This window comes from Photobacterium sp. SP02 (assembly GCF_038519165.1).
Classification (GTDB): Bacteria; Pseudomonadota; Gammaproteobacteria; order Enterobacterales; family Vibrionaceae; genus Photobacterium; species Photobacterium halotolerans.
The window spans coordinates 15,788-40,081 of record NZ_JASJOJ010000041.1 but is presented as its reverse complement, the minus strand read 5'-3'; the positions used below and the strand labels follow the sequence as shown (position 1 = coordinate 40,081).

The 24,294-nt window shown below is 49.9% G+C and carries 15 protein-coding genes; 6 read left to right on the top strand and 9 right to left on the bottom strand.

Annotation, left to right across the window (positions count from 1 at the left end):
- Nucleotides 1-701: 701 nt before the first annotated feature.
- Together P0Y67_RS16040 and P0Y67_RS16035 are read right to left on the bottom strand one after the other, a co-directional pair.
- On the bottom strand, nt 702-2,477 hold the full coding sequence (locus P0Y67_RS16040; protein WP_342392683.1) for a sulfatase-like hydrolase/transferase: 1,776 nt from the start codon (nt 2,475-2,477) through the stop codon (nt 702-704).
- A gap of 242 nt (nt 2,478-2,719) precedes the next feature.
- Nucleotides 2,720-3,262, bottom strand: coding sequence for a 3'-5' exonuclease (locus P0Y67_RS16035; protein WP_027251404.1), 543 nt, complete (start codon nt 3,260-3,262; stop codon nt 2,720-2,722).
- A gap of 205 nt (nt 3,263-3,467) precedes the next feature.
- Here P0Y67_RS16035 and P0Y67_RS16030 point away from each other — a divergent pair, with 205 nt between their 5' ends.
- Nucleotides 3,468-4,256: an AraC family transcriptional regulator gene (locus P0Y67_RS16030; RefSeq protein ID WP_342392682.1), complete on the top strand. Its 789-nt coding sequence runs from the start codon at nt 3,468-3,470 to the stop codon at nt 4,254-4,256.
- A gap of 22 nt (nt 4,257-4,278) precedes the next feature.
- Here the strand turns inward: P0Y67_RS16030 and P0Y67_RS16025 are convergent, their stop codons facing one another.
- The 7 genes from P0Y67_RS16025 to P0Y67_RS15995 form a co-directional block, all read right to left on the bottom strand.
- A complete protein-coding gene (locus tag P0Y67_RS16025; RefSeq protein ID WP_342392681.1) occupies nt 4,279-5,799 on the bottom strand; it encodes a putative bifunctional diguanylate cyclase/phosphodiesterase in 1,521 nt (506 codons plus the stop codon).
- A gap of 411 nt (nt 5,800-6,210) precedes the next feature.
- On the bottom strand, nt 6,211-6,957 hold the full coding sequence (locus tag P0Y67_RS16020) for a PEP-CTERM sorting domain-containing protein (protein ID WP_342392680.1): 747 nt from the start codon (nt 6,955-6,957) through the stop codon (nt 6,211-6,213).
- A 323-nt stretch (nt 6,958-7,280) separates the two neighbouring features.
- On the bottom strand, nt 7,281-7,778 hold the full coding sequence (locus tag P0Y67_RS16015) for a copper resistance protein NlpE (RefSeq protein ID WP_342392679.1): 498 nt from the start codon (nt 7,776-7,778) through the stop codon (nt 7,281-7,283).
- A gap of 521 nt (nt 7,779-8,299) precedes the next feature.
- Nucleotides 8,300-8,812 (bottom strand): fasciclin domain-containing protein, encoded by a 513-nt coding sequence (locus tag P0Y67_RS16010; RefSeq protein WP_342392678.1) that lies wholly within the window; start codon nt 8,810-8,812, stop codon nt 8,300-8,302.
- 220 nt (nt 8,813-9,032) lie between these two features.
- Nucleotides 9,033-12,161, bottom strand: a complete 3,129-nt coding sequence (locus P0Y67_RS16005) for an efflux RND transporter permease subunit (RefSeq protein WP_342392677.1) — start codon at nt 12,159-12,161, stop codon at nt 9,033-9,035.
- A complete protein-coding gene (locus P0Y67_RS16000; RefSeq protein ID WP_342392676.1) occupies nt 12,148-13,236 on the bottom strand; it encodes an efflux RND transporter periplasmic adaptor subunit in 1,089 nt (362 codons plus the stop codon). Before P0Y67_RS16000 ends, P0Y67_RS16005 begins: the two co-directional genes overlap by 14 nt.
- Before the next feature lie 588 nt (nt 13,237-13,824).
- Complete coding sequence (locus P0Y67_RS15995) at nt 13,825-15,828, bottom strand: replication initiator protein RctB domain-containing protein (protein WP_342392675.1); 2,004 nt, start codon at nt 15,826-15,828, stop codon at nt 13,825-13,827.
- 1,290 nt (nt 15,829-17,118) lie between these two features.
- Here P0Y67_RS15995 and P0Y67_RS15990 point away from each other — a divergent pair.
- The 5 genes from P0Y67_RS15990 (at nt 17,119) to P0Y67_RS15970 (ending at nt 24,217) form a co-directional block, all read left to right on the top strand.
- A complete protein-coding gene (locus P0Y67_RS15990) occupies nt 17,119-18,336 on the top strand; it encodes an AAA family ATPase (protein WP_342392674.1) in 1,218 nt (405 codons plus the stop codon).
- Nucleotides 18,337-18,339: 3 nt separating this feature from the next.
- The gene (locus tag P0Y67_RS15985; RefSeq protein ID WP_342392673.1) at nt 18,340-19,317 is read left to right on the top strand and encodes a ParB/RepB/Spo0J family partition protein; all 978 of its coding nucleotides are present in this window, start codon (nt 18,340-18,342) and stop codon (nt 19,315-19,317) included.
- A 110-nt stretch (nt 19,318-19,427) separates the two neighbouring features.
- Complete coding sequence (locus P0Y67_RS15980; protein WP_342392672.1) at nt 19,428-21,527, top strand: tRNA(Met) cytidine acetyltransferase TmcA; 2,100 nt, start codon at nt 19,428-19,430, stop codon at nt 21,525-21,527.
- A 289-nt stretch (nt 21,528-21,816) separates the two neighbouring features.
- Nucleotides 21,817-22,221 (top strand): hypothetical protein, encoded by a 405-nt coding sequence (locus P0Y67_RS15975; protein WP_342392671.1) that lies wholly within the window; start codon nt 21,817-21,819, stop codon nt 22,219-22,221.
- A 325-nt stretch (nt 22,222-22,546) separates the two neighbouring features.
- The gene (locus tag P0Y67_RS15970) at nt 22,547-24,217 is read left to right on the top strand and encodes a FapA family protein (protein ID WP_342392670.1); all 1,671 of its coding nucleotides are present in this window, start codon (nt 22,547-22,549) and stop codon (nt 24,215-24,217) included.
- Nucleotides 24,218-24,294: the final 77 nt, after the last annotated feature.

Here is a 24,294-nt window from a genome sequence, read left to right as displayed (position 1 = left end):
TAGTAATGTGGCCCTGAGTTTCACCATGAATAGACATATAAGCTGGAGTTGGCATAATCACTTTCCCTTAAATTTTAATCATTTCGATAAGTAGAACATAACGCTGCTCTTTGCGATGATTGATATATTGCAACCACCGTGCCAACTTTTAATTTCACTTAAAAACAGTGGTTTACAATTTTTCGTGAATTTTTAACTCATTTTCATTGCCAACTTTTTGGAAAATTTTCTAATTTCTTAGCAACTTCTTTCTGAATTTTTGTTATAGAGGCCTTAACCCGAGATTCCGCGGCCATTTCAGGAATAAACCGCTTCATATAGCTGTCCAGTAACTGAAGTCATCGTGTTAAATGCTCCTGGGTGCCCGTGATAGAATTCATCCATGGTTTATTGCTCATCCAGAGAGCCAATAACTGTCCCCCTTGATATTGAGCGTGCTGGAATGATGAAACAAGCGGTCAAGGAGTGTACAAAGGCATTACTTAGCATGCTTTGGATCTTACGTATGCTCGATCACACTGTAGCTCGCATCCGGTAAATCAAAGATCTGATGATGGCGGTAGGGTTTTAAATTCGGAACGACTTTCCTGCCACATCAACAGGTGTTGTGCGGATCAAGTTAACGTGGTCACAAAAAGCGTGTGTCAACATGCTCTCAGTGAACGGTTACCTGTTTTTTGCCATAAGGCAGGGAATTCCTATCAGTCAGCATGCTGACTGACAAGCGCCCCCGACAGTAACCGGGAAGGCGTTGGCAGCGGCACGCTTTTCCACTCATAGTCGTGCTGGGCATGTTCAGGAAGAAATAATTCGCTGGTATAGAATTTCCCGATCCGTTCCACCGGGTAAAACATGGCATCACCGTAATGCTGTTTCACAAAATCATGTTCGTACCCCAGAATTTCAAGCACAGTGGGGAACACATTGAAATGCGACAATTGATGGCGGTTTTCCGCCAGCGATGACTCAAATCGCTGCCGCAGTTGCGGATGCCTCGTCAGCACCATCATGGGCACCATCCCCTGATAGGCAGAGCCGCTGTTACGATTGCAATGCGTCAGCAGCCCTTTTCCTTCTTCCAGTAAATCCTGTCCGTGATCAGAGGTATAAATCACCACCGTATTGTCTAAATCAATGCTGTTTAGCAAACGATCAAAGAAGCCGTTCACATTCCAGGCAATGGCATTTTTATAGGAATTAATCAGAGCCTGACGATCGCTGTGACCGATAGGTTCAAATAACGCCATCGCAGGCTGAAACCTGGTCGAGGAGGCAGGGTATTTCCCCTCATAGGGAAAGTGCACACCCAGTTTATTGATATAAATAAAGTCTGGCTTATCATCTGCCACCAGCGACACCAAATGATCGACAATATCGAAATCAATCCGCATGAATGCCTGATGCCTTTCAATTTGCTCGACATTAAGCTGCTTTACCTGATTGATGAAGCTCAGTTCATCAATATTCATGAAATTGGCCAGTGTGCCCGGCGGTTTCTGGGCGTCAATATAGGTACTGGTATAGCCAGATGCCTGACTGTATTGCCAGATAGTCGGCAAACGTAGGGCCTGCTCAAAGGCGCCGGGAACGACTCCCCAGCGAAGCACAGCATTGCTATAGCTGCTGCAGTTATGTGCCGAGGTCGCGACACCGTAATTGATCACAGCATCAGCATGCGCCTTTAAACTCGGTACAAGCGAATAATCCGTATCCTGCCCGAAAAAATCACCGCTGACACTCTCGTCCATGACAACAATAACATTGCTGATCAATGGCTTGCCGGCGATGGCCGTGACCGGCCGTCGCTCTGGTCGTTCATCCACAATCTGCTCGAAGAGTATCACGCTTAAAAAGCCGGGCAGGGTATAAACGCCCGCCATCCCCTCCACCGCTGTCGGGCCTTTCATCGCCACCATGGCAGCCAGTATTCCTATAACAAACCCAGGAAATCCGGCAGCAACGCAGGAGGAGGAAGGGCGATATCGGGAAAGCAGCCAGGTTCTGATTCTGAATAAAGACAGGCTGAATGCCACAGCAATCAGCAAAGGCAGAAGAAGTTCTGACCAGTAAAAAAGCAAAGCTGCAACCGCCTCGCCGCGTTCAATCCACATCCGCCTGATATCGAACAGGGTCAGGTTATCAGCCAGAATCAAAAGCAGGGATAAATGGGCCAACACAACCAGGGTAAGAAACAGATTCCAGAAAACATGTACGGCCGTTAGTCTGACCGTTAACACCGCTTTTAGCGATGCGATGGCTATCAGCCAGATCGCGGTAAATATCGCCACATTACGTATTGGATTTTCTGACTGGCTGAGAAAAATCAGTTGAGAGAAGACATCCCGGGTCAGAAATAGCAGCACTCCCACAACCACAACAATTGACACTATTGTCATTAGCGCGTTTTGCCCGGTATTTCGTGCGGCGTTTGGTGCGGCGTTTGATGCATAGCTCCGACGGTTGTGACTGGCAGGCATAGGCGCTTCCCTTCTTTCTGAGAAAGATATCCGGGTACTTATTTGATTTAAGCTCGTCAGGACAGAAAGTCAAAATAATCCACAAAGCACTATTTTGTCCTGTTGCCGATCCGGGAGACAGTAATCAATAAAAGGGATTGAGAGGAATAAAGAAAAGAAAAGAGAAGAGAAAAAGCACAGGCAACAGATCATCACACACTGTTACCTGCACCTAAAGGTTAGTGCCAGCTTACCGGCAGCCCTTACTCAGACGGGCAGAGCATCACACGAGCTAACCGGGCCAGATTATAGGCATCAACATAGCCTGAATGCTGACGGCCTTCCCACTCCAGTCCGCTCATACTCATGGCGGCCCGTAACCCGATGCGCTTGTTTTTAACGTGCGGCTGCAGTTTAAACAAGGTTGCCAGGTTCAGGTATTCCCTGAAAGGCACGTTCAGATCTTTTGTTTTGCACTCGGCACGCAGGATGGCATCGTCCCGCCCCCACGCCGCATAAATTTTATGGCGGCCACCGAATTTTTGCTCTATCGCTGACAGAATACTGGCCAGGGGCTTGCCGTTTTGCGCCACAACTTCTGGCTTGATACCCGTCAGTTCAGTACAAAATGGCGATATTTCGTCGTTCTCCGGCTGAACATAGTATTGCGCCCGACGTGAAATCGTGCCCTTTTCAAGGTTCAGCTCAGCCACGCCAATCTCAATGATTTCGCCGGTGCGGGCGATACCGTCTTCATTCCAGCAACACATTTCAAGATCAAAACAAACGATGCGGTTAAAATTCATGATTTTCCATTATCCGTCATACCAAACTTCATAATCATCAGCTCTGATAGTAAATACTTACCAACACGGATGATTATTGAGTTTTGCACTATTAGCTTTGAACAAAGCGGCGAAGGATAGCATGTATGGCGGCCGGCTTCAGCCCCTTGCCAACAGCAGCCCATCAGAATTACTCTTGTGATGGCTTATATGAAAGGATCGCGCAATGAAAAACGTCTATCGCCCGCTGTTTGACGATAACAACCCGCCCGGCGAGGTGTTTTTCGGCCATCAGGCATTCCTCCCCCATACAACTACCCCCAAGCACAGCCATCCCTGGGGGCAGTTACAGTTAATCAGTGGCGGTATTCTGGAGTTAAACGCTGAAGGGAAACGCTTTTTGTCACCGTCGCAGTACGCGATCTGGATACCGCCCGGCATAGAGCACGAAAGTTATATGCGCCGCAGCATGAATTACTGTTCAATGAACCTGATTCAGCCGCTGGCTACATCGCTGCCGGGCTTTCCCTGCCTGCTGGAAGTCAACCCTATCATAGAAGCGATAGTCAATGATCTGCGTGACCGCCAGTTGCAGGTCGCGGAAACCGCTGAAGATAAGCGTCTGATCGACGTCTTGCTGGATCAGCTCAGGCACACCCGTATTCACGACCAGTTTCTGCCCAGCAGTGAAGATAAACTTCTTCAGCCAATACTGCGTACGCTGGAAAAAAATCCAACCGACGGCACAACGTTGGCGGCGTGGGCAGAAAAACTGCATACCTCTGAGCGGACGCTGGCCCGCCATTGCCAGGATACGCTCGGTATGAGTTTCATTGAATGGCGGCAAAGGAGAAAATTTATCTACTCTTTGCATTTATTGAGGAAAGGTTTATCTGTAAAAGAAATTGCGCTGACCTTAGGTTATCACCAGGCTTCGCCTTTTATTAACCTGTTCAAACGGCATGCGCAATGTACACCAGAACAATACAGACAAAAGCAAATCCGGGCTCGGTAGCACAACAGCACACCCGCCGGATTTAGCTGCCCACGGCTTTATCCGGCAAGCCCACCAGCAAGCGCCCGGCCGCATGTCTGCTGAGCGGATGCCCTAACAGGAAGCCCTGACCCAGCTGACAGCCCAGTGATTTTACCGTTGAGAGCTGAACGTCATCTTCAATCCCGACCACGGCCACCTGAACCCCCAAACTCCCGCTCATGCCCACAACAGATTGAATGAGCGCCTTATTAGCGTCAGAGCCCGGCAGGGTGCCAACACAGGCACGGGCAATTTTTACTTTATCGAAAGGGAAATCGCGCAATATAGTCAGGCAGGCATTCCCGTTACCGAAATCATCCAGTACCAGGCTGACACCTATATGCTTCAGATCATGCATCATGGCCCGCACTTTCGGCGGATCCTGCTGTACGGTTTTTGCGGTCAGTTCTATTTCAAGGCGTCCCGGCTCCAGCCCGGATTCCTGCAGCGCTTCCAGTACAGTCTGGCAGAAAGTGTCCGGTTTCAGCTGCTGGGCGGAAATATTAACTGAAATACTCATTTCTTCCGGCCAATCCCTCGCGGCCATACAGGCCTGCTTCAGGACCCAGTCACCCAGCGCCTGAATCAATCCGGCATCCTCGGCAACAGGCATAAATTCCTGAGAAGACACCATACCTTCGCGCTGATGACGCCAGCGCAATAAAGCTTCGAATCCTTGCAGCTGGCTGGTTTTCAGATCAAACACCGGCTGATAATAAGGTTCGAGCAAGTCTTGCGCCATGGCTTTGCGTAAGTCTCTTTCCAGTAACTGCCTTTGTTTTAACTGCTCGTCCATTCGGGTGTCGAAGAAACAAAACGTCGAGCCGCCGTCCATTTTGGCGCGGTACATGGCTGTATCTGCGGCCCGCAGCAAATCGACAGGTTCAATATCATGATTGGACATAGCGATACCAATGCTCACTCCCGCCAGAATCTGCTGTCCGCGGATGTGGTAGGGTTCAGACATCGCTTTGATAATGCGGGACGCCAGGGCCGAGGCTTCATCCGGCTCCTGCCCGCCAACATGGATCAGTGCAAATTCATCACCGCCCAGCCTGGCAATGGTGTCATGCATGCGCAGCAAATGCTTCAGACGCCCGGCCGTTGCCACCAGCAGCTCATCACCCACAATGTGGCCATAAGCATCATTGATCTGCTTGAACTTATTTAAATCCATCATTAATACAGCAACGCAGGCATCGTTATCGCCGGCATGCTGAAGGGCGGTTTCAAGCTGCTGTGAAAAATAAAGCCGGTTCGGCAGTGCGGTTAAAGAATCATGCATTGCCAGTTTGTACATGGCCGCTTTATCCCGTTCACCGGCTTTCAGCATGAGATTCATCTGACTGAGCCGTCGCCAGCTCAGTGCCACGAGAGCGACAGGCAAAACGAACATCAGCGAAATGAAAGCGCCCAGTCCGAATTGACGGTATTGCCCAACCCAAAGCGTAAAGCGCTCGAATAACTCGAACTGACTGGCTAACAGCAGCCAGATGACTGCAAAGACAGCGAGTTTGATCAAGGTTCGCTTCAGGAACATTGAATGAAATAGCGATTGCAAGCTAGCCTCACGACCAGCTCTACCCTGCGCAGAATGGCTCATAAATGGATTACCTCGTCCCAAATTATCACCGTCACGTCCATCGCCAACTCGGGAAAATATGTGATTGTTATAGTGTTGTTTTGTTGTAATGCGGCCATTTGATGGTCTGGCTCTGCTACAAGACTTATTAGTTAACACGATCACATTTACGTGAAAATGACACTTACATTTTAGGCAAATTTCCCTTTCATGTGGCACTTCTTTGCTGAGTATTTCGTGATATCGCTGCAACTCCTTGCGTCGATTACAGAAAAAAAATCCGGCGAGCATCATGCATCGCCGGTACATCAAAGCATTTCACAGATATGAAAAGGTAGTGTTGAACCCGGTTTACGCCAGTAACGGCGCTTGCTGTCCGGCACCTTTACGGCGCGTACGCCAGCCCAGCAGAGCTAAGCCTGTGGTCAGCAACAACAAGCTGGCGGGTTCTGGAATCGGATTTCCTGGCCCGCCGGAAGTCATATAATCAATACCGGCCAGATAAAAATCTGACAGCAACACGCCCGACAGAATAATGTGTTTAACATTATCTTCGCCATCCAGATCCCAGTAATTGCCCTGGAAATTCAGCTCGTTTGGCGTCAGAGCAGACAGTAAATCATCAATCCCCAGTAAATTGGTATTGATGTTGAGTTCAAATTCCGGGAAACCGTCGTCAATCAAATAAGCTGTCGCCGATTCCAGCAGATTCAGGTTATTCAGATATAAACCTTCTACTGTCGAAGGCTGATCAAAGCTCAGCACCAGAAACTCATGACCATCCACTTTGAAGTTATCATCGCCAAGCAACAGCGCACTGTCGATCAGGCCGCCGTCAGAAATACTGTTGACGCCGATACCTTGTCCGCTGTGTGACAGATTAACCAGTGACTGATCGCCGGTTATAATGCCATCCTGAAACAATCCGGGAACATAATAACGGTACGACGAAAACGTTATTCCGCCAACAGTGCCGGTTTGATTGCCATTCAGGCTTGAATAAGCACCGTCCGTGAAGTCGATTTGTGCCGCCGACACACTCATCGAACCACCCAGCAGTGCAAGGGCTGCGACCCCTGTCTTTATAAGCGATTTCATCATATTGCTCCCTACTTGTGTTATGTCGTGTTAATTTTTGTTGGTACATTTGTGTTCGCACAAGCTATTGCATCTTACATGCCAAAACATAAGCCAATGAAAATCAGTCACTTTTTTCAGCATCTATGTAGCAATGTAAAAAACACCGACACGATAAGGGGAGATCTGGACACAGAGTGTAAATTTCTCTGACGGGAAGTCAGACAATCAGGTTTGCTTATCTGCCTGACTGTCTGAAGAAACAAAAACGTGAAGGGCGATTTAACAGACAACGATCCTGCGGCAAAAACCAGGCAGGCGATAAAGCACCGCTGCCGTGTTTATCACTGGCTGTGTTGTTTAGTCAGCACATACATCTCAGCCAGGCTGCCGGTAATACGCTGGCCCTGGCGATCCAGGCGAAACAACTGGTTCTCTCCGACAAAGAACTGAATGCCTTCGCCGCTGTCATTGGTTAATGTGATGGTATTACCTGCGTCATTCCAGCTAAATTTTCCCCGATCGGAAAACTGCTCGCCATCCTTACCCAGATAAGTTTCAGTCAGTTCAAATGTCCCCTGCAGATCCAGAACAAGGACAGTTTCAATACCTTCACAGTCTGCACAGGGAATCGTGCCGACATAAGTGCCATTCCAGTCCAGCGAATTACGGGCATTGTGTTCTGTGTCCACATAGGCTGTCGCCTGCTGATCGGCCACCTGCGTCTGAGCGGGTGCAGCATTTGATGACATCTCGCTTTCGGAAGCGGGTTTATCACAGCCTGCCAGCGCACCCGCCAGAGCCAAACTAATCGCAAGAGACAAGAGTCGCTTTGTATTCATACCTTCTCCTGATACTGAGCCATCTCAATACGGCCCGACTTCGCCAAACGTTCAGCAATAAGTCATTCAGGGCCGTTGATGAGGTGTTGGACTGATAAATATCCGAAAAGTGCCCGACTTTCCGTTTGCTGTATGGGTGAATCCCGACATACCGGGTGAAACGGGGCAAACAGCCAATCACCGGCCCCTACGATCATTGGGGCAATGTGGTATTTGAGTTAGAACATTCAACAGCGGAAATTGGAAAGCGGTTGATAAACCCCATTCATTATTTCAGGCAACAATGCCACAGTGAATGGCGTGCTTTGCTGGTCGTGGACAGGACAAGATGGCCTCTGAGTAGTGCCACTGTTTATGGACGTGTGACTCACAATGCAGCGAAGGTACGACTGCATTGTGAGTTTTTCCGCGTTTATAGTCATAGTCGACGCTATTAACAAATCAGACTGAGTGATGTAGGCCAATGTGGCCTAAGTCTCCTCTGGTAGATTCATCAGCAAAACCAGCGCCACAGTACAATTTTATTCCGCAGGCGGAATTAATACTTTATCGATAACATGGATGACACCATTCGTCGCCGGGATATCCGCTTCTATCACTTTCGCCCCGTTAATTCGAATACCATCGTCGGTGTTTTCGATAGTAAGGGGGTGCCCTTCAACAGTTTCTGGTTGTTTCAGCTGACTCGCTGCTGATGAAGAGATTGCGCTGGGAAGAAGATGATAAGTGATTAATTTTTGCAGTTTTTCTTTGTTTTCTGGTTTCAATAATTCAGCAAGTGTACCTTCTGGCAGCATTTCAAACGCTTCATCAGTCGGGGCTAACAGGGTAAACGGCCCTTTTCCTTCTAAAGTACCTGTTAAATCTGCAGCTCTGATTGCCATAACGAGTGTTTGAAAGTTGTCGTTCGTCGCAGCAACTTTGACTAAGTTTTTGTCAACTTGGGTTTGCTCCTGTGCTGCATATGCATTATTAAAACCGACAGTGATGATAATAATCAGTGCAGAAACAAAAGCATGAATGAATCTTTTCATCATGAACTCCTGTGGATCGCGACATAAGGCAGTGATTTGAAAGATCTAATTCAACGTTTAATTGTGACTCGACTTCGAATTATGAAGTGTCCCCATTTTAAGAATTTGGTGTGATACCGTCATATCCCGAGCACACCCAGTATTTACGAGTGACCGGATACACAACAATAAAATTAACCAGGCGGCAATGATAAATTGAAAACCCTGTGTTGAACCTTACTCACCCCAGCCGTTTCTTTTTCAGCAGCACAGTATTGTCTTGCGCCAGCTCTTTCTCCAGCTGGCGGGTGACAAATTCCGGGCTGTTGGTGTGGCGGGCCAGCAGATGGTACACCACAGGGATCACCAGCAAGGTAAAGCAGGTGGCAACACTGATACCGCACAGCACCACTATCCCGATCACCATCCGGGTTTCTGCCCCGGCGCCGGTCGCCAGGATCAAAGGAATCGCCCCGGCAGCCGTGGTGATGGCTGTCATCAGAATCGGACGCAGGCGGGCACAGGCCGCGTCAATCACTGCGTCTTCGTAAGCTTTGCCCTGATCGCGCAGCTGATTGGCAAACTCAACAATCAATATCCCGTTTTTCGCCGCCAGTCCCACCAGCATGATGATGCCTATCTGCGAATAAATGTTGAGGGTCTGACCGGTAAAGTACAGTCCCAGTAAGGCCCCGAAGGTCGCCAGCGGTACGGTCAGCATGATCACCAGCGGGTGAATATAGCTTTCGAACTGGGCCGCCAGTACCAGAAACACCACCGCCAGCGCGAGGGCAAAGACAAAGAGAATAGAGTGGCTGGCAGTCTGAAAATCCTGCGACGGGCCCTTATAGTTCACCACCGCATCGGCAGGTAAATATTGCCTGACCAGTCCGTTCAGGTAGGTTAATGCTTCTCCTAAGGTGTAATTATCGGCAAGATTCGCCTCTATGGTGACAGCGCGGATCCGGTTGAACCGGTTCAGGGTCGGCGCATCGGCATATTCAGACACAGTCACCAGGTTCGATAAAGGGATCAGTTCGCCATTATGCCGTGAACGCACGTACAGGTTGCTGAGATCCTGCGGGGTATTCTGTCGCTCCGGCTGGCCTTCGATCAGTACATCGTATTCTTCCCCGCGCCATTCGTAGCGGGTCACGACCCGGGAGCCCAGCATAGATTCCAGCGTCTGCCCGATTTCCGTCACTGAGACGCCTAAGTCCCCTGCCCGCTCTATGTTAATATCCACCCCAAGCAGGGGCTTGGTCTCTTTGTAGTCATGATCCAGGCCTTCCAGTCCGGGGTTGTTCGCGGCCTGCTCCATGATAATGTCACGCCACTGGGCAAGCTGCTCATAGGTGCCGCCACCAATCACGAACTGCACCGGTTTGTTAACTCCGCGCCCGAACGGCTGGCGCATCACAGCGAATGCCGACACCCCGGCAAGATCACTCAGGCGCTGCTGCATATCACGAATGATCACAAACGCATTGCGTCGCTCATCCCAGTCTTCCAGCACCACAATGGCAAAACCGTTAGAGAAGTCTTCGAGCTGGCCCCAGCCACGCGGCGCCCGAACCAGCAAGCGCATGATTTCCCCGCTCTCCACCATTGGCATCAGCCTGTGCTCAATCTCATTCATGTAGGGCTGCATGTATTCAAAACTGGCGCCCTGAGGGCCATTGATCAGAATAAACATGGCGCCTCTGTCTTCCCGGGGCGCAAATTCGGTCGGAATACGGGTCGCCAGCCAGACGCTGCCGCACAGCATCACCACCAGCATGCCGATGATCAGATAAGGCCGGCGCAGCCAGTTCATCAGCGATGCGCGGTAAAAATCCGTCACCGCCCCCAGCACAGCACTGACCTTACGCACCAGCCAGGGTTCACTCTCGACCTGCTGCATAATTTTTGACCCCATCATAGGCGTCAGCGTCAGCGCCACCAGTGAAGACAGGATCACCGCGGTACTCATGGCCACCGAGAATTCCCGGAATAATTTGCCGAGATCGCCCTCCAGAAAACCAATCGGCAGGAATACGGATATCAGCACCACAGTGGTGGCAACAATGGCAAAACCGACCTGCCGCGCCCCCAGAAAAGCGGCTTTCAGCGGCGATTCGCCCAGTTCGATACGGCGGTGAATATTCTCCAGCATCACGATGGCATCATCGACGACTATCCCGATGGCCAGGATCAGCGCCAGCAGGGTGAGCAGGTTGATGGTATAACCCAGGGCGTAGAGAATAATGAAGGTCCCGATCAAAGACACAGGCACAGTCAGTGCCGGGATCAGCATGGCGCGGACACTGCCGAGGAACAGGTAAATCGTGATAATGACCAGGATCAGGGCAATAAAGAGGGTTTTATACACCTCATCGATTGATGCCTGAATAAACACCGAGGAGTCATAGGATTCTTTGATTTCCATACCGTCAGGCAGGGTCGGGTTGAGCTGGGCGACCAGCGCGTTGACCGCCTGAGCCACTTCCAGCGTATTGGCGGTCGATTGCCGGTTAATCCCCAGCCCTATCATGTCCTGCGTATTGCCGCGAAACATGATTTTTTCTTCTTCCGCCGCCAGCTCCACATTTGCCACATCCGCCAGGCGGATCAGATAACCGTCATCACCAATACCTATCACCAGGCGGGAGAAATCCGCAGGGGCGAGAAAACTGCGCTGAGTCCGAATAGAAAACTGGCGGTTTTCCGATTCGATCGATCCGGCCGGCAGCTCAACGTTGTCGGCCCTGAGCGCGTTTTCCACATCCGACACCGTCAGCCTGCGGGCCGCCAGTTTTTGCCTGTCTATCCATATCCGCATCGCATATTCTTTACCGCCACCGATACGCACCGCCGCCACACCGTCCAGCACAGAGAAGCGATCGACCAGATAGCGGTTGGCGTAATCCGTCAGCTCAAGGGTATCCATCCGGTCTGAGACCAGATTGAGCCACATGATCACTTCAGAGTTGCCCTCCGCCTTCTGCACTTCAGGCGGATCCGCTTCGTCCGGCAGATTATTGAGAATACCGGAAATACGGTCACGCACATCGTTCGCGGCGGCGTCGATATCGCGCCCGATACCAAATTCCAGCGTCACATCCGACCGGCCGTCACTGCTGGTGGAACTGATATTGCGGATCCCCTCAATGCCAGACACCCGATCCTCGACAATCTGGGTGATCCGGCTTTCAACAATGGCCGCCGATGCCCCCCGGTAGTTGGTTGAGATAGTGACAATCGGCGGATCGATATCCGGATACTCGCGCAGCGGCAGCCTTTCATAGGCGACCAGCCCGAAAGTAATCAAGAGCAAGCTGATCACAGAGCCAAAGACTGGCCGCCGGACCGCCAGATCAGTCAGAAACATGGGCGGCCTCCCGGAAGGTAAAATGCTCCACAGGCTGAGTGGTCACTGTTTGTCCCGGCCGGACTTTATCCATCCCCCGGGTGATCACCTGCTCGCCTTGCTGCACGCCGCTGAGAATTTCCACTTCGCCGCGACTGCGAAAGCCCAGCTCAACCAGCCGTTGTTCAACCACGTTTTCGCCGTTGACGACCATCAGAAAATGTTCCGCCTGACGCGGGATCACCGCTTCTTCAGGAACCACCAGCCCGGCACGGGATTCTAATGTGAGTGCCAGTGTCATCAGCATACCGGGCCGTAATAATAACTGAGGATTGTCGACTCTGGCCCGCACCTCAACGGCCCGCGTCTGAGGGTCGACCCGGCTGTTGACCGTGGCAACCCTGCCGGAAAAAATCTGGTCGGGAAAAGCGGCGACGCTTCCTTCCACTTGAGCACCAGGGTTAATCTGGCCGAGAAAGCGTTCAGGCACAGAAAAATCCAGTTTAACCGTATCCAGGGCATCCAGGGTGGTGACCACCATACCAGGCGTCACCAAGGCGCCCTGGCTGATCTGGCGGAACCCGAGCACACCGGAAAAAGGTGCCAGCAGGGTTCTGGCTTCCAGTTCGGCCTGATTCTGGGCCAGAATGGCTCTGGCCACTTCAATCCCCGTCCGCAGTTTATCCAGCTCAGAACGCGCCACAGTATTGCGCCGAACCAGACCTTCAATGCGCTTGTATTCCCGCCTTTGTTCGTCCAGGTTGGCCTGCGCCGCCCTGACTTTGGCTTGTTGTTCACCCGAGGTCAGTGTGAGCAGTAATTCCCCCGCCCTCACCTGCTGGCCGTCTTCAAAATGGATCCGATCGACTTTTTCCGTCACTTTTGCGGTGATCTGCACTGACTCGCGCGATTTCACCGTGCCAAGCGCTTCGACAAGACGGGAAACGTTCTGCCGCACGACCGGCTGAACCACCACATTGGGCACGGGGCGTGACTGTTTCACCAGTGTCTGCGCATGTCGCTGGTATTCGGTGTAACCAATACCAGCAACCAGAGCCAGCAGTAAGACAGCGCCGACTATCAGGGTGACTTTCATCCATGTGCTCCTGTGAACAAAGGCGAAACAGCAATGATGTATTGATTCCAGTTAAGTATAGCCAGCAGCGATTTTTTGACGTGTTGTCAATTGCGAACAGGGAGGCAGAAGTGGGACGCAGAGAAGTCACAAACCCGGTTTACAGTGTAAAACGGATATGCAACAAATTTTATTGATATGAAAATGTCACTTCACTAAATCAGAGACATCCACCAGCACGGTCATTTCAACTGGAAAGATGATCAAGGCAGGGGGGGAGAATAAACTCCGTTCTCTTGGCTGTGGCGTATTGGGAAAGATGCTACGACTGATACCTGAGTGTCCTCAGGGGCATGGCATAGTCCGTGGCCTGAAAAACAGATAAAAAAAAGCGAGCCGGGACGGGCTCGCAACAAACTCACATATTGCATTTTCGAGAGACTCACAAGATAACTGACCCGCCATCCTTGCCAGGGGTTACCTTTCTCATCGAAAGGGACAAAGGTTATATCAAGATTCATTTTGGCTTTTTTTGTGCACCTAATGTCATCGCAATGTCAAAACATATTGATTTGACTCAGATTTGACGAAAATCTTTGATCTTGCTTCCTATCTTCCGCTGGCAATATCATCTAGCGCCGTCAGTACCTGATCATTAATGTGCCCTTCGTACACTAACTTACAGACCTTACGGCGTACGGCTAATCCTGAGATCAGCTTTTCTATCGACAGATGGCGCTCATCATGCTGGCTGTTAAACAGCTCAACCGTTTTACTCAGGATTTCGTATGGCATCACCTCGCCACTGACACGCAGCCAGTCAAGCTTGTCCATAAAAGCCTGACACTCTTCGGTAATCACACTGACGGGATGACCCGACATAGCAGACAGCGCTGTGATACTGCGTTGCAAGGCCTCCTGAGAGGTATATTTAGACAGGACAATGGTTAACTCATCCGCATTGATTTCGACCAGGTGCTTTCGCAATTTAACCCGCCGCCCCAAACGGCCCTTAGGTCGCCCTTCTTTGCGCTGGATCGGTTCAAACTCGCCGTCAATGATCTCAGACAGCTGATCCAGCTCCTGGCGGGGCAGGATCTCATTGCGCAGCGGGTTGGGCATAGTGGGGGCCATGGATCGCTTACCTTCATTGTGCATCTTGGCCCGGGAGAAGCGGATCACTTCATCGGCATCACATTTGATCTCAATATTATAATCCTGGTAGCGCGATGCCTTGCCTTCTGCCGGGCTGATCGTCAGGTGGTAGCCCCACAGGTTGACGGCAAATAACGACTCAGTCACCTTGCCTTCAGCCAGCTTTTTCAGCTCACGGATCAAATCGGTAGAGAAACGGCGCCATTCAATATTGCGGGCCAGTTTCTGGTTCAGCTCGCTCAGCAGCATGCTGTCATGGCCACGGCGTGACATCCGGCTGCGGAAGAAGGTATATAACTGGAAGACCAGAGTATGCTGGCGAAGAATCTCTGGCGGGAACAGGAAAAAATAGTCCCTGGTCAGCAGCTCTTCAAAAAATGAAGGCTCCCAGACCAGAATGTACAGATTCGGTTTAATGCGGATTTCGCCATCTTCGCCTTCCTGCGGCGCTTCTTCCGACGCGGTTATGGTCCGGGCCAGAAAACGAAAACGATCACTTTTAAAGCCTTCCGGCATGTTCTCGCTTAACCAGCGGCCTGTCAGTTCATGCAGCTGAAAATCGGTGAACTCGATCCTGTCTATGCTTTCGCGGATCGAATCACGGGCCGGGCCGCTGTCTTTTTTCCCGCGCAATGCCAGAATATCTGTGATGTAAATCGGTGTTTTATTGCTCATGTGCCGCGATTGCAGCTCGTAATCCGATAAATGATGATCATGATATTGCACCGTCAGGGTAAACAGCGCGAACAGCGTCATCATGTCGTCTACCGTCATGATCGCTTTCGATGATCGTGTTTCAATAATTGCGCGTGTGCCAGATATTGCTACCATAGATTTCTGATAGCTTTTCTTGGTACGTGGCGGCGCCAGTGCCTGATCAATAATCCCCGCCCAGCTGGTGGGTGAGACAACAATCTGATCGGCTTCGTCAGGCATCATAGGCGGCGTGCCCAGACCATATTCGTTCAATAAACGTTTATTGACCTGATTCTGAGCCAAAGCTTTGGAACGTTTTTGTTTTTCTTGTTCCTTACTTTGAGCAGACTGCAGGCTGGCAGTGCCCAGCTGAGAAACCAAAAGAGCAGGATTAATGAAGTGGTGCAGCATGGTCTTGCCTGCCAGCCCTTCTTCGAAGCGTACCGGTTGCTGGTTGAATAAACCGATACTCACAGCCGCACGTAAACGTTGCTGTATGGCCGCACGGGTAAGCTGACCCTCAGTGGCTTCCACCAGTTCGGTGGTCGACACTATGCCGTCCTGGCTGGACAGGCCACGTAAGGAGATCAGGTTCAGCAGTTCAATAATACTTCTGGTGACCCCTTTGAAGTGCTGGTATTGAGGTAACCAGTCGACAAGCGCGTTGGGAATGGCAAACAAGTGTCCGTCTTTGTGTGATCGGGGAGCTGAGATCAGGATCTTTTCATCATATTTCTCATCACGTGTAACCGTAGATTTCATTTGCCATTCGCCGTAATTTGACCATCTTTCCGGAAAGAATAATAAAAAAATACTGAGAAAGAAAGCTTTTTTTATTGAGGCTTTTTAATAATGATCTTTTTGATTTTAATGATCTAATTGATAGAGTGATCTTATGATCCGGGCCACAAATTTGGTATAACCCACTGATTACAAAAATATATTTTTCTGCATGATCCGGAAGTATGATCAATGCACTTTCGGAGTGGTGATCATGATGCTTCTGTAAGCATGATCAAACAAGGCCCAGAACCATGATCATTAGTGCTCTGTAAGTATGATCAACGAAACAACAGAACTATGATCAATGTGTTTATACAGGTTATCCACAGGGTTATACCGAGGAGGTGATCTCCCGGTGAGCAAAATCGACGATTCACTCCCCTTTTTCAGGTCTTTTTCCTGTTTTCAGACCCAGAACGATGATCAAGTTATCGCCTTTGGACTTGGCGCAATCCGTTTTTTACGTCTGGTTCTCTCCTGTTGCTGTTGATTTCATCGATTTCGGAAAGACAATCACCGTAATAACAGAGCGCTTTTATATGTGTCCGGTAATGGAAAAATGATCAAGCTGTCAGTTTTGTCATTTCAACCTACTGATTGCGATGGTGGTTAACGCAATCGCTGCCCGTTGCAGGGATAACAACCCGATTTGATTCAGGTATATCGGGCATTCACCGTAAATTAGCGGTACTTCACTATGCTTCCGCAGGTATTGGACTTGATCCCTGGTGAGGATCTTTATCTTGATCATTGATCCGATCTTTCCTTGTGTTGAGAGTCCCTTTTTCAGCTTACTATTTAGCCGGCTTTCTCCTTGATCATTGTTGCGTAAACGGCAAATAATGCCTGAAGCATGATCAAGGCACAGTGCTCATTTTTGCTCCATTATTCTCGCTGGCCTCATGCTATCGCCTTTTTCGGTGCGTCTGCTCTGATTCATTGAGCTCATCTTGGCTATTTGTAGGTTGAAATGACAGTCACTGTAGATTAGCCATCTTTTTTCAGGCTTCCAGCCAAAATCAGGCTCATTTGCTTTACATTGTAAATTTGTGACACTGTGACATTTTAATTTGTGGGCTGTTATCTGAATCATAACAGCCAGAAATGACGCACTCATTTGTAAGGATTTTGTTAATTCGTACGGCTTTTATCCGAACTGGCATGGTTTTTACTTGAGCTCTTCATCACAGTTAATCGTTCAGCTTTTTGTTGTTTTTGTATATTTATGTTGTACAATTTTGACAAATACTCTGTAGGGTGATGAACAAGATGAATCGGGTAGAAACAATAGAAAATTTGCTCAAGATAGCTGAGCAGACAAAACAGGTACAGGCGGACCGTATTGAAATCGTGCTGGAAGAGCGCAGGGATGATCATTTTCCCTCTATGTCAAAAGCACTTATGGAAACCCGCTCTGGCCTGACCCGTCGTAAGTTAGATGAAGCGATTGCCCGGATGGAAGAAGCGGGACATCAATTTACTAAAAATAACGCCAATCATTACTCCATCACGCTGAATGAAGCACATATGCTGATGGATGCGGCAGAGCGGCCTGCCTTTCACGAGCGCCAAACCGGCAAGCGTAAGCCCTGGGTGGTGAATGTGCAGAACCAGAAAGGTGGCACAGGCAAATCAATGACGGCGGTTCATTTGGCGGCTTGTCTGGCCTTGGATCTGGATAAGCGCTATCGCATTTGTTTAATCGATTTGGATCCGCAAGGCTCTCTTCGTCTGTTCCTGAACCCGCAAATCAGTGTCGGCGATCAGGAAAACATTTATTCCGCGGTTGACGTTATGCTGGGAAATGTGCCGGAAGATCAGGCTACGGACAAAGCATTTCTGATGAACAATGTGGTTATGCCGACCCAGTACCCTAACCTGAAAACCATTGCGGCCTTCCCGGAAGACGCCATGTTCAATGCTGATGCCTGGCAGGATCTGGCTGTAAATCAGAACCTGGATATTGTGCAACTGCTGAAAGAGCGAGTCATCGATCAGATAGAAGATGAATTCGATGTCATCATGATTGATACAGGTCCGCACATCGACCCCTTGGTGTGGAATGCGATGTATGCATCAAATGCGCTGCTGATCCCTTGTGCGGCCAAACGGCTTGACTGGGCATCTACGGTGAATTTCTTCCAGCATTTGCCTACTGTGTATGAAATGTTCCCGGAAGACTGGCATGGACTGGAGTTTATCCGTTTGATCCCTACCATGTTCGAAGATGATAATAAGAAACAGGTTTCGGTATTAACGGAAATGAACTATCTGCTTCAGGAGCAGGTGATGATGGCGACGGTGCCCCGTAGCCGTGCTTTTGAAACCTGCGCTGATACCTACAGCACCGTTTTTGATCTGACGACCTCAGATTTTGAAGGCGGTAAAAAAACCTTATCGACTGCCCAGGACGCGATTCAGCGGGTTGGCCTTGAGCTCGAACGCGTCATGCATAGTCACTGGGCCAATTTGAACCAGGAGAAATAACAGGTGGCGATTAAAACAAACGATCTGAATGCCCGTCTGTTTGGTAAAGCAGATAAGCGCCGTGCGACCACAGTGGCTGAGGCGCAGAGTGCGGCAAAAGATAAAGCAGCAGTGATTGAGCTGGCAGTTGCCGGTGAAACCACTGTGGCGTTTGAACTGGTAAAAGTGAAAGCCAGCGAGATTGGCGAACAGACTCAGGTTTTTGCTCAGAATGCCCGTGAGCAGGCATTTTTAAACGAACATGCCTTAGCCGATATTCTGACAACACTGAAAGACCGGGGACAGCAATATCCGGCAGTGGGTCGCTGGCTGGAAGACGGCCGCATTGAAGTGCTGGACGGTAGCCGGCGGCGGATGGCCTGTTTGCTGTCGCAACAGGATTTTCTGATTTATGTCGCCAAAGGCATCAACAGTAATCATGCCAAGTTTCTTTCCGATGTGGCCAATGCGCACAAGCCGCTGTCATTGTTTGAGCGCGGCAAAGAAATGCAGGCTTTGCTGGCTAGCGGCAAAGTGGCTGATCAAAAAGCCTTGGCCCGGTTTTGCCAGTGCAGCGAAGCGCTGGTCAGCGGCGCGTTGAAAGCGGCCAGTTTGCCGATGGAGCTGTTAATGGCTTACCCGAGTGTCGGTGAGCTCGGCCGGCCGACCATAGTGAAGCTGCATAAACTCTACTATTCACTGAATGATGAGCAGCAGCAAGCGTTTGTCAAGGAGCTGGCTCAGCAAGATAAACCTGTGTGGCAAAGCGTCGATGCACAGGGTATTACGCGTATAACCCGTGAAGTCACCAATCACATTGAGCATCTTGGTGAGGTCGTGCGTCCCAAAGTGCAGCAGAGCAGCAAACCTCAGTCGGTTGAGCTGGTGCGCGGACAAGCAAGCTATGTCAAAGATGGTGACAGACTCCAGCTCAAACTGAGCAAGCTCTCTGAACAGCAGGCTGAACATATACTTGCCTATCTGGCCGATTACCTCAATTAATCGCATCTTTGTTATCTGTAAGCCACGTCTGATGACGTGGCTTTTTTTATTGTGCTTGGTAGTATACAGACCTGTTTCTTCTATCTATTGCTGCAGCATCAGAGGCCAGTATGTCTGAACTGTCTCGTTTCATTTCTGACTTAGTCAGTCGTGCAAAACAATCCCGTCATCGTTATCTGCTCTGCATTGAGAGTGAGCACAGTTGGGGGATCAGCACGGCTTTGCTTGCTCAGGCGCATTACTCTGACGGCCTGTGGCTGAGCGATAAGGCGCCGCCAAACGTGCCATCGGTATCGGTCAAAAAAGCACAAGCCTGGTTAGGTCAGGACTGTGATTTTCTGACGGTAGATTTGCACCAGGGCTTAGCGATTGAGGCCATGGCCGCTTTGGCCGGCACCATACGTGGCGGAGGTCTTATGGTGATGCTGTTACCCGGCCCCAAAGACAGGTCAAGCGATTGGCAGTCTCCTTTCATGCAGCGCTTTTTATCTCAGCTTTCCAGCCATCATGTACTGACGATAAAACCCGGGCGCGATGGCAAGATCAGTTTGCCTCTGTTGCCTGAAGCATCTGCGGCAGTTAGCGATATCGCTGAGCGGCCTTATGGGTGCCTGAGTGATGAGCAGCTCGATGCCGTTGAAGCAATCCGACGGGTAGTCACAGGTCACAGGCGCCGTCCCCTGGTCATTACGGCTGACCGCGGGCGAGGCAAATCATCCGCTTTAGGTATCGCTGCGGGTATTCTGATGAAGGAGAAGCCTCGCAAGATACTGGTGACAGCGCCTCGTCAGCGTAATGTCCAAACCGTATTTCAGCATGCGGCCAATATCTTAGGGCTCGCTGCGGATTCGTCTTCTCAACTGCAACGGGATGGCAGTCAGCTCTGTTTTGTTGCGCCTGATAACCTGCTGGCTGAGCGCCCTTCCGCGGATCTGCTTATCGTTGATGAAGCGGCAGCTATCCCTGCCCCGTTGTTGCAAAAGATGCTGTCGAGTTATTCAAGGGTGGTCTTCGCATCTACGATACATGGTTATGAAGGTACCGGGCGGGGATTTGCCATTAAGTTTACATCTGTATTGGATGCAATGACCCCGCAATGGCGTGCCTGCTCAATGACATCTCCTATTCGATGGGCTGCGGGCGATCCGCTGGAACGGTGGCTTTTTGAGACGCTGTTGCTGGATGCCGAGCCGGCCTTTATTGCTGAGCCTGTGTCTGCCGCGGATGTTCAGTATCAGCGGATCTCGCCACTATGGCTGGCTGAGCGGCCGGACAGCTTATCCCAGTTGTTTGGTTTGCTGGTCAATGCACATTATCAGACCTCACCGAGCGATCTTAAGCAACTGCTGGACGATCCTGACTTAGCGATTTTTGTCGCTATAAAGGATGAGCTGATTGTGGGGTGTGTATTGCTTTCTCGTGAAGGTGGTTTCTCTGCAGAGCTTGCTCAAGCCATATGTCTTGGCCAACGCCGGCCCAGAGGGCACTTGCTTGCGCAGTCTGTCGCTGCGCACCTTGGTCTGGCAGAGGCAGCCAGCCAGCACTGTGGCCGTATTTTACGCATTGCCGTTCATGATAATGCGCGCAATATGGGGATCGGTTCAGCCTTACTGGCCCAGGTTCAAGACTGGGCAGTGCATCATCAGCTGGACTTTTTGGGTACCAGCTTTGCAGCCAGCAGCGAATTATTACCATTCTGGCACAGCGCTGGCTATGTTCCGATTCGGCTGGGGATTGTTAAAGATGGCGCCAGTGGCTGTCATTCCCTGTTGTCTGTGCTGCCATTATCCGACGCGTCCAGGTCCTGGTTTGATACAGCAACATCTTCTTTCTCACTCAGTTTCCTGGCACAGGCTTGCGAACAGTTTCGTCTGCTCGATATAACTGTTTTTTTGCCTTTATATTCGCGATGCCTGGCTCAAACGCAATTACCGCAATTACCATGCACGGCACACCGCCAGTTAATGCACTTCTCTCAGGGAGGGCTAGGCTACGATTTGCTCGTCGGTCAGTTGTCACTCTGGCTGCAGCATGGACTCCAGTCAGGTGAGCTTACCGATCAAAATGGTATGGATGTGATGTTGGCGAAAGTGATTCAGCGTCAATCGTGGGCTGAATTACAGGAGCTGTTTGGCTTTACAGGCCGAAAACAGGCAGAGCAGTTTTTGCGTCACTTTGTTGGCCAGGCGCTGCAAAATCTCCCTCATTGATTGCAATTTACAGTGTAAATAGGTCACATCTCGTATTTACACTGTAAATTACTGCATACTGGTTAATCTTAGCTACCGCCGTACTCCTGAGGGCGTAGAACAGCCCTTCATTTCCTGTATTAACCGGTTAGTAACCACTAACAAAACCTGATTAGCCATGCCGAAAAAAGTGCAAGGTATTACCACTTAAACCGCAAAATTAGACTAGAGTTATTTAACCTGAGCATGAAAAACGTACTGCTGATGGCAAGTACAGGATAATTATTAGAATGCCGTTAAGGGGTAGGATATGAGTTTAGTTAAGGTAGAAAACAAGGCAATGAGATCCTTGATGGAACCCGGTGTACGCATTGCTAAACCCAATATGACATTCAGCCTTGTGGCTGGCGGATTTGCGGCGCGATTATTGAAAAAAGCGAGTAGCACGTCAGATCAGGCGGTTTCTGAAAGCGGTAATCTGGGTTTAAAAGTGCGGTTGAATAAGTTAAGTAAGAATTGCATCTATTTCGCAGCCATGGTGCCGTTGGATTTGTCTGCGTCTTATCAGTTGCAAGTCCAGGGGCTGAGAATGCTTGACGGCTACCTGACGTCAGAGTCAGCCGATGATAACGATCTCCAATTGCCCTGTATTTATCAGTTTCATCCGAATGACTGGCTAACAGATGATGATTTGAATTGGTTAGGGATAGATTAATTTTTGCTTGAAACGCTTTTTTGCGGGCGAGCAAGGTGATCCTTGCTCGCTTTATTCTTAATGCCTCTTTCCAATTGATCAAACGCTCTGGCTGGGGTACACCGAGTTGGGTACCTCGAGTAAGGAGCGTCTGTTTGTTCTCTTACTGACTTTTTACCTGGCTTTCTGTTTTCCGCCCTTGTTCCCCAATTGCAGTTGTTCCCCCAACTGCAAGCCCTGTCGTTGCTTGTTGTGCGAAGTGTGACTCCCTTCTATGTCTACTCGATTGAAATTTCTGTAAGATTTAGACTTAAACGGGCTGCAGGCCAGGAAGAAGGAGCCTTCCATGACGGATTCAGTACTGATGTTGGAGCCAGATGGCTCACAACTGCGTCTGGTTGTATCCAAACAAATGGAAAAGAGTTGTCAGTCGCTACAGCGTGCCGATATTGAATCGTTACTCGAACAGTCAGATTACTATGCCTATAGTCGTCTCGAGGAGGCGATTCAAGATGCAATCGACTATTACAACAATTCGGAATCAGACGGTGAGCCGTCGGCATTTATCATTGCTGAACGAAAAGACGTCGCAATTGACATCTCCATTTCAGACGACTGTATGTTCGCTTATGTCACCCTGACTGGTGCATACGGTGGCGATCGTTTAACAGCACAGGGGCTGATAGTCACACTGAAGCAGCAACGTATTTTACGTGGTGTCAGTAAAAAGCGTCTGCAATATCTCCTGCAGAAATCCTGGGAGCTCGACCCGGGTGAAACCTTCACATTGAAAATAGCCGCTGGCCGGCCAGCCGTTGCTGGTACAGATACCCGCTTTGAACCTTTAGTACCGGATGCCTCTCAGCGTATTCTTGCCCCTCAGGACAGTGATCACGGAAAAGTTGATATGCGTGATCTGGGTAAACTGATTACGGTTGAAATCGGCCAGCCTTTGATGCGTCGTCTCCCACCCACTTCGGGTGAACCTGGTTATGATATCCATGGCAATACAGTTAAGGCCGTTGCGGGTAAAGTCATTGCTTTCGATGTTGGTATAGGAACCCGGATTTCTGATTCCGACAACAATGTATTGATTGCCGACAAAGAAGGGACGCCGCGCCACGGTCTGACCGGCATGGCGGTGGACGATCTCTTAACTGTCGATAGTGTGGATGTCACTACAGGTCATATCGATTTTAACGGTGCGGTACTGGTGCTTGGTGATATCAGCTCAGGCATGAAGGTCAAAGCCGCCGGTAATATTACAGTGACAGGTGTGGTGGAACTGGCTGAACTGACTGCCGGTGGAAATATTACAGTCGCTAATGGCGTGATAGGACGGTTACAGGACGGCAAACCGGCATACTGTCATCTGCAAGCGCTGGGTAAAGTCTCGGCCAAGTTCGCTCAGTATACGCAGATCGAATCTGGCACAGACACCGAGCTTCATCTTCATCTGGCGCATTGCCTGGTCACCGCTCAAGGTGTTGTCAGGGTTATCGATCCAGCACAACGTCACGGTACTGTCTCGGGAGGGATTATCGTCGCCGAGGGAGGTGTCAGTGCCAGAGTGTTAGGCGCCGAAGCCGGCATTGATACCCAGATCAAACTGTTGAGTCAGTTTGATGATCTCAAGGCTGATATGGACGCCCTGAAAGCCGAGATAAAAAATCAGGAAGAGCGTCTACATCAAATTGTTCTGTTGCAGATGAAGATCGCGAAAACGCCGAAACAGAAACGCTCCCAGGAATTAGCGAATAAAGTAACAGACAGCAAAGAGCAGTTTATGGCGACGTTAGCTGAGATGAAAAGCCAGCACCACTCTCTGCAGCAAAGCTACCTTCAGCAGCTGTCTGCTGCTCAGGTTGAGGTCAGTGGCTTGATATACCCTGGGGTATCGGTTTGTATTGCGGATAAAGAATTTGCCGCAGAGCGAGAAATTACGGCTTGCCGGATACATTTAGAGCAACAGAAGATTGTGTGTCAGCCTCTGAGCACGACTCGCAGCCAGGTATGAACCGAGAGATTTACAGTGTAAATAGCGAACTGACTGCTGATATCGGAGGTTTATATTTACACTGTAAATCGGGGCTT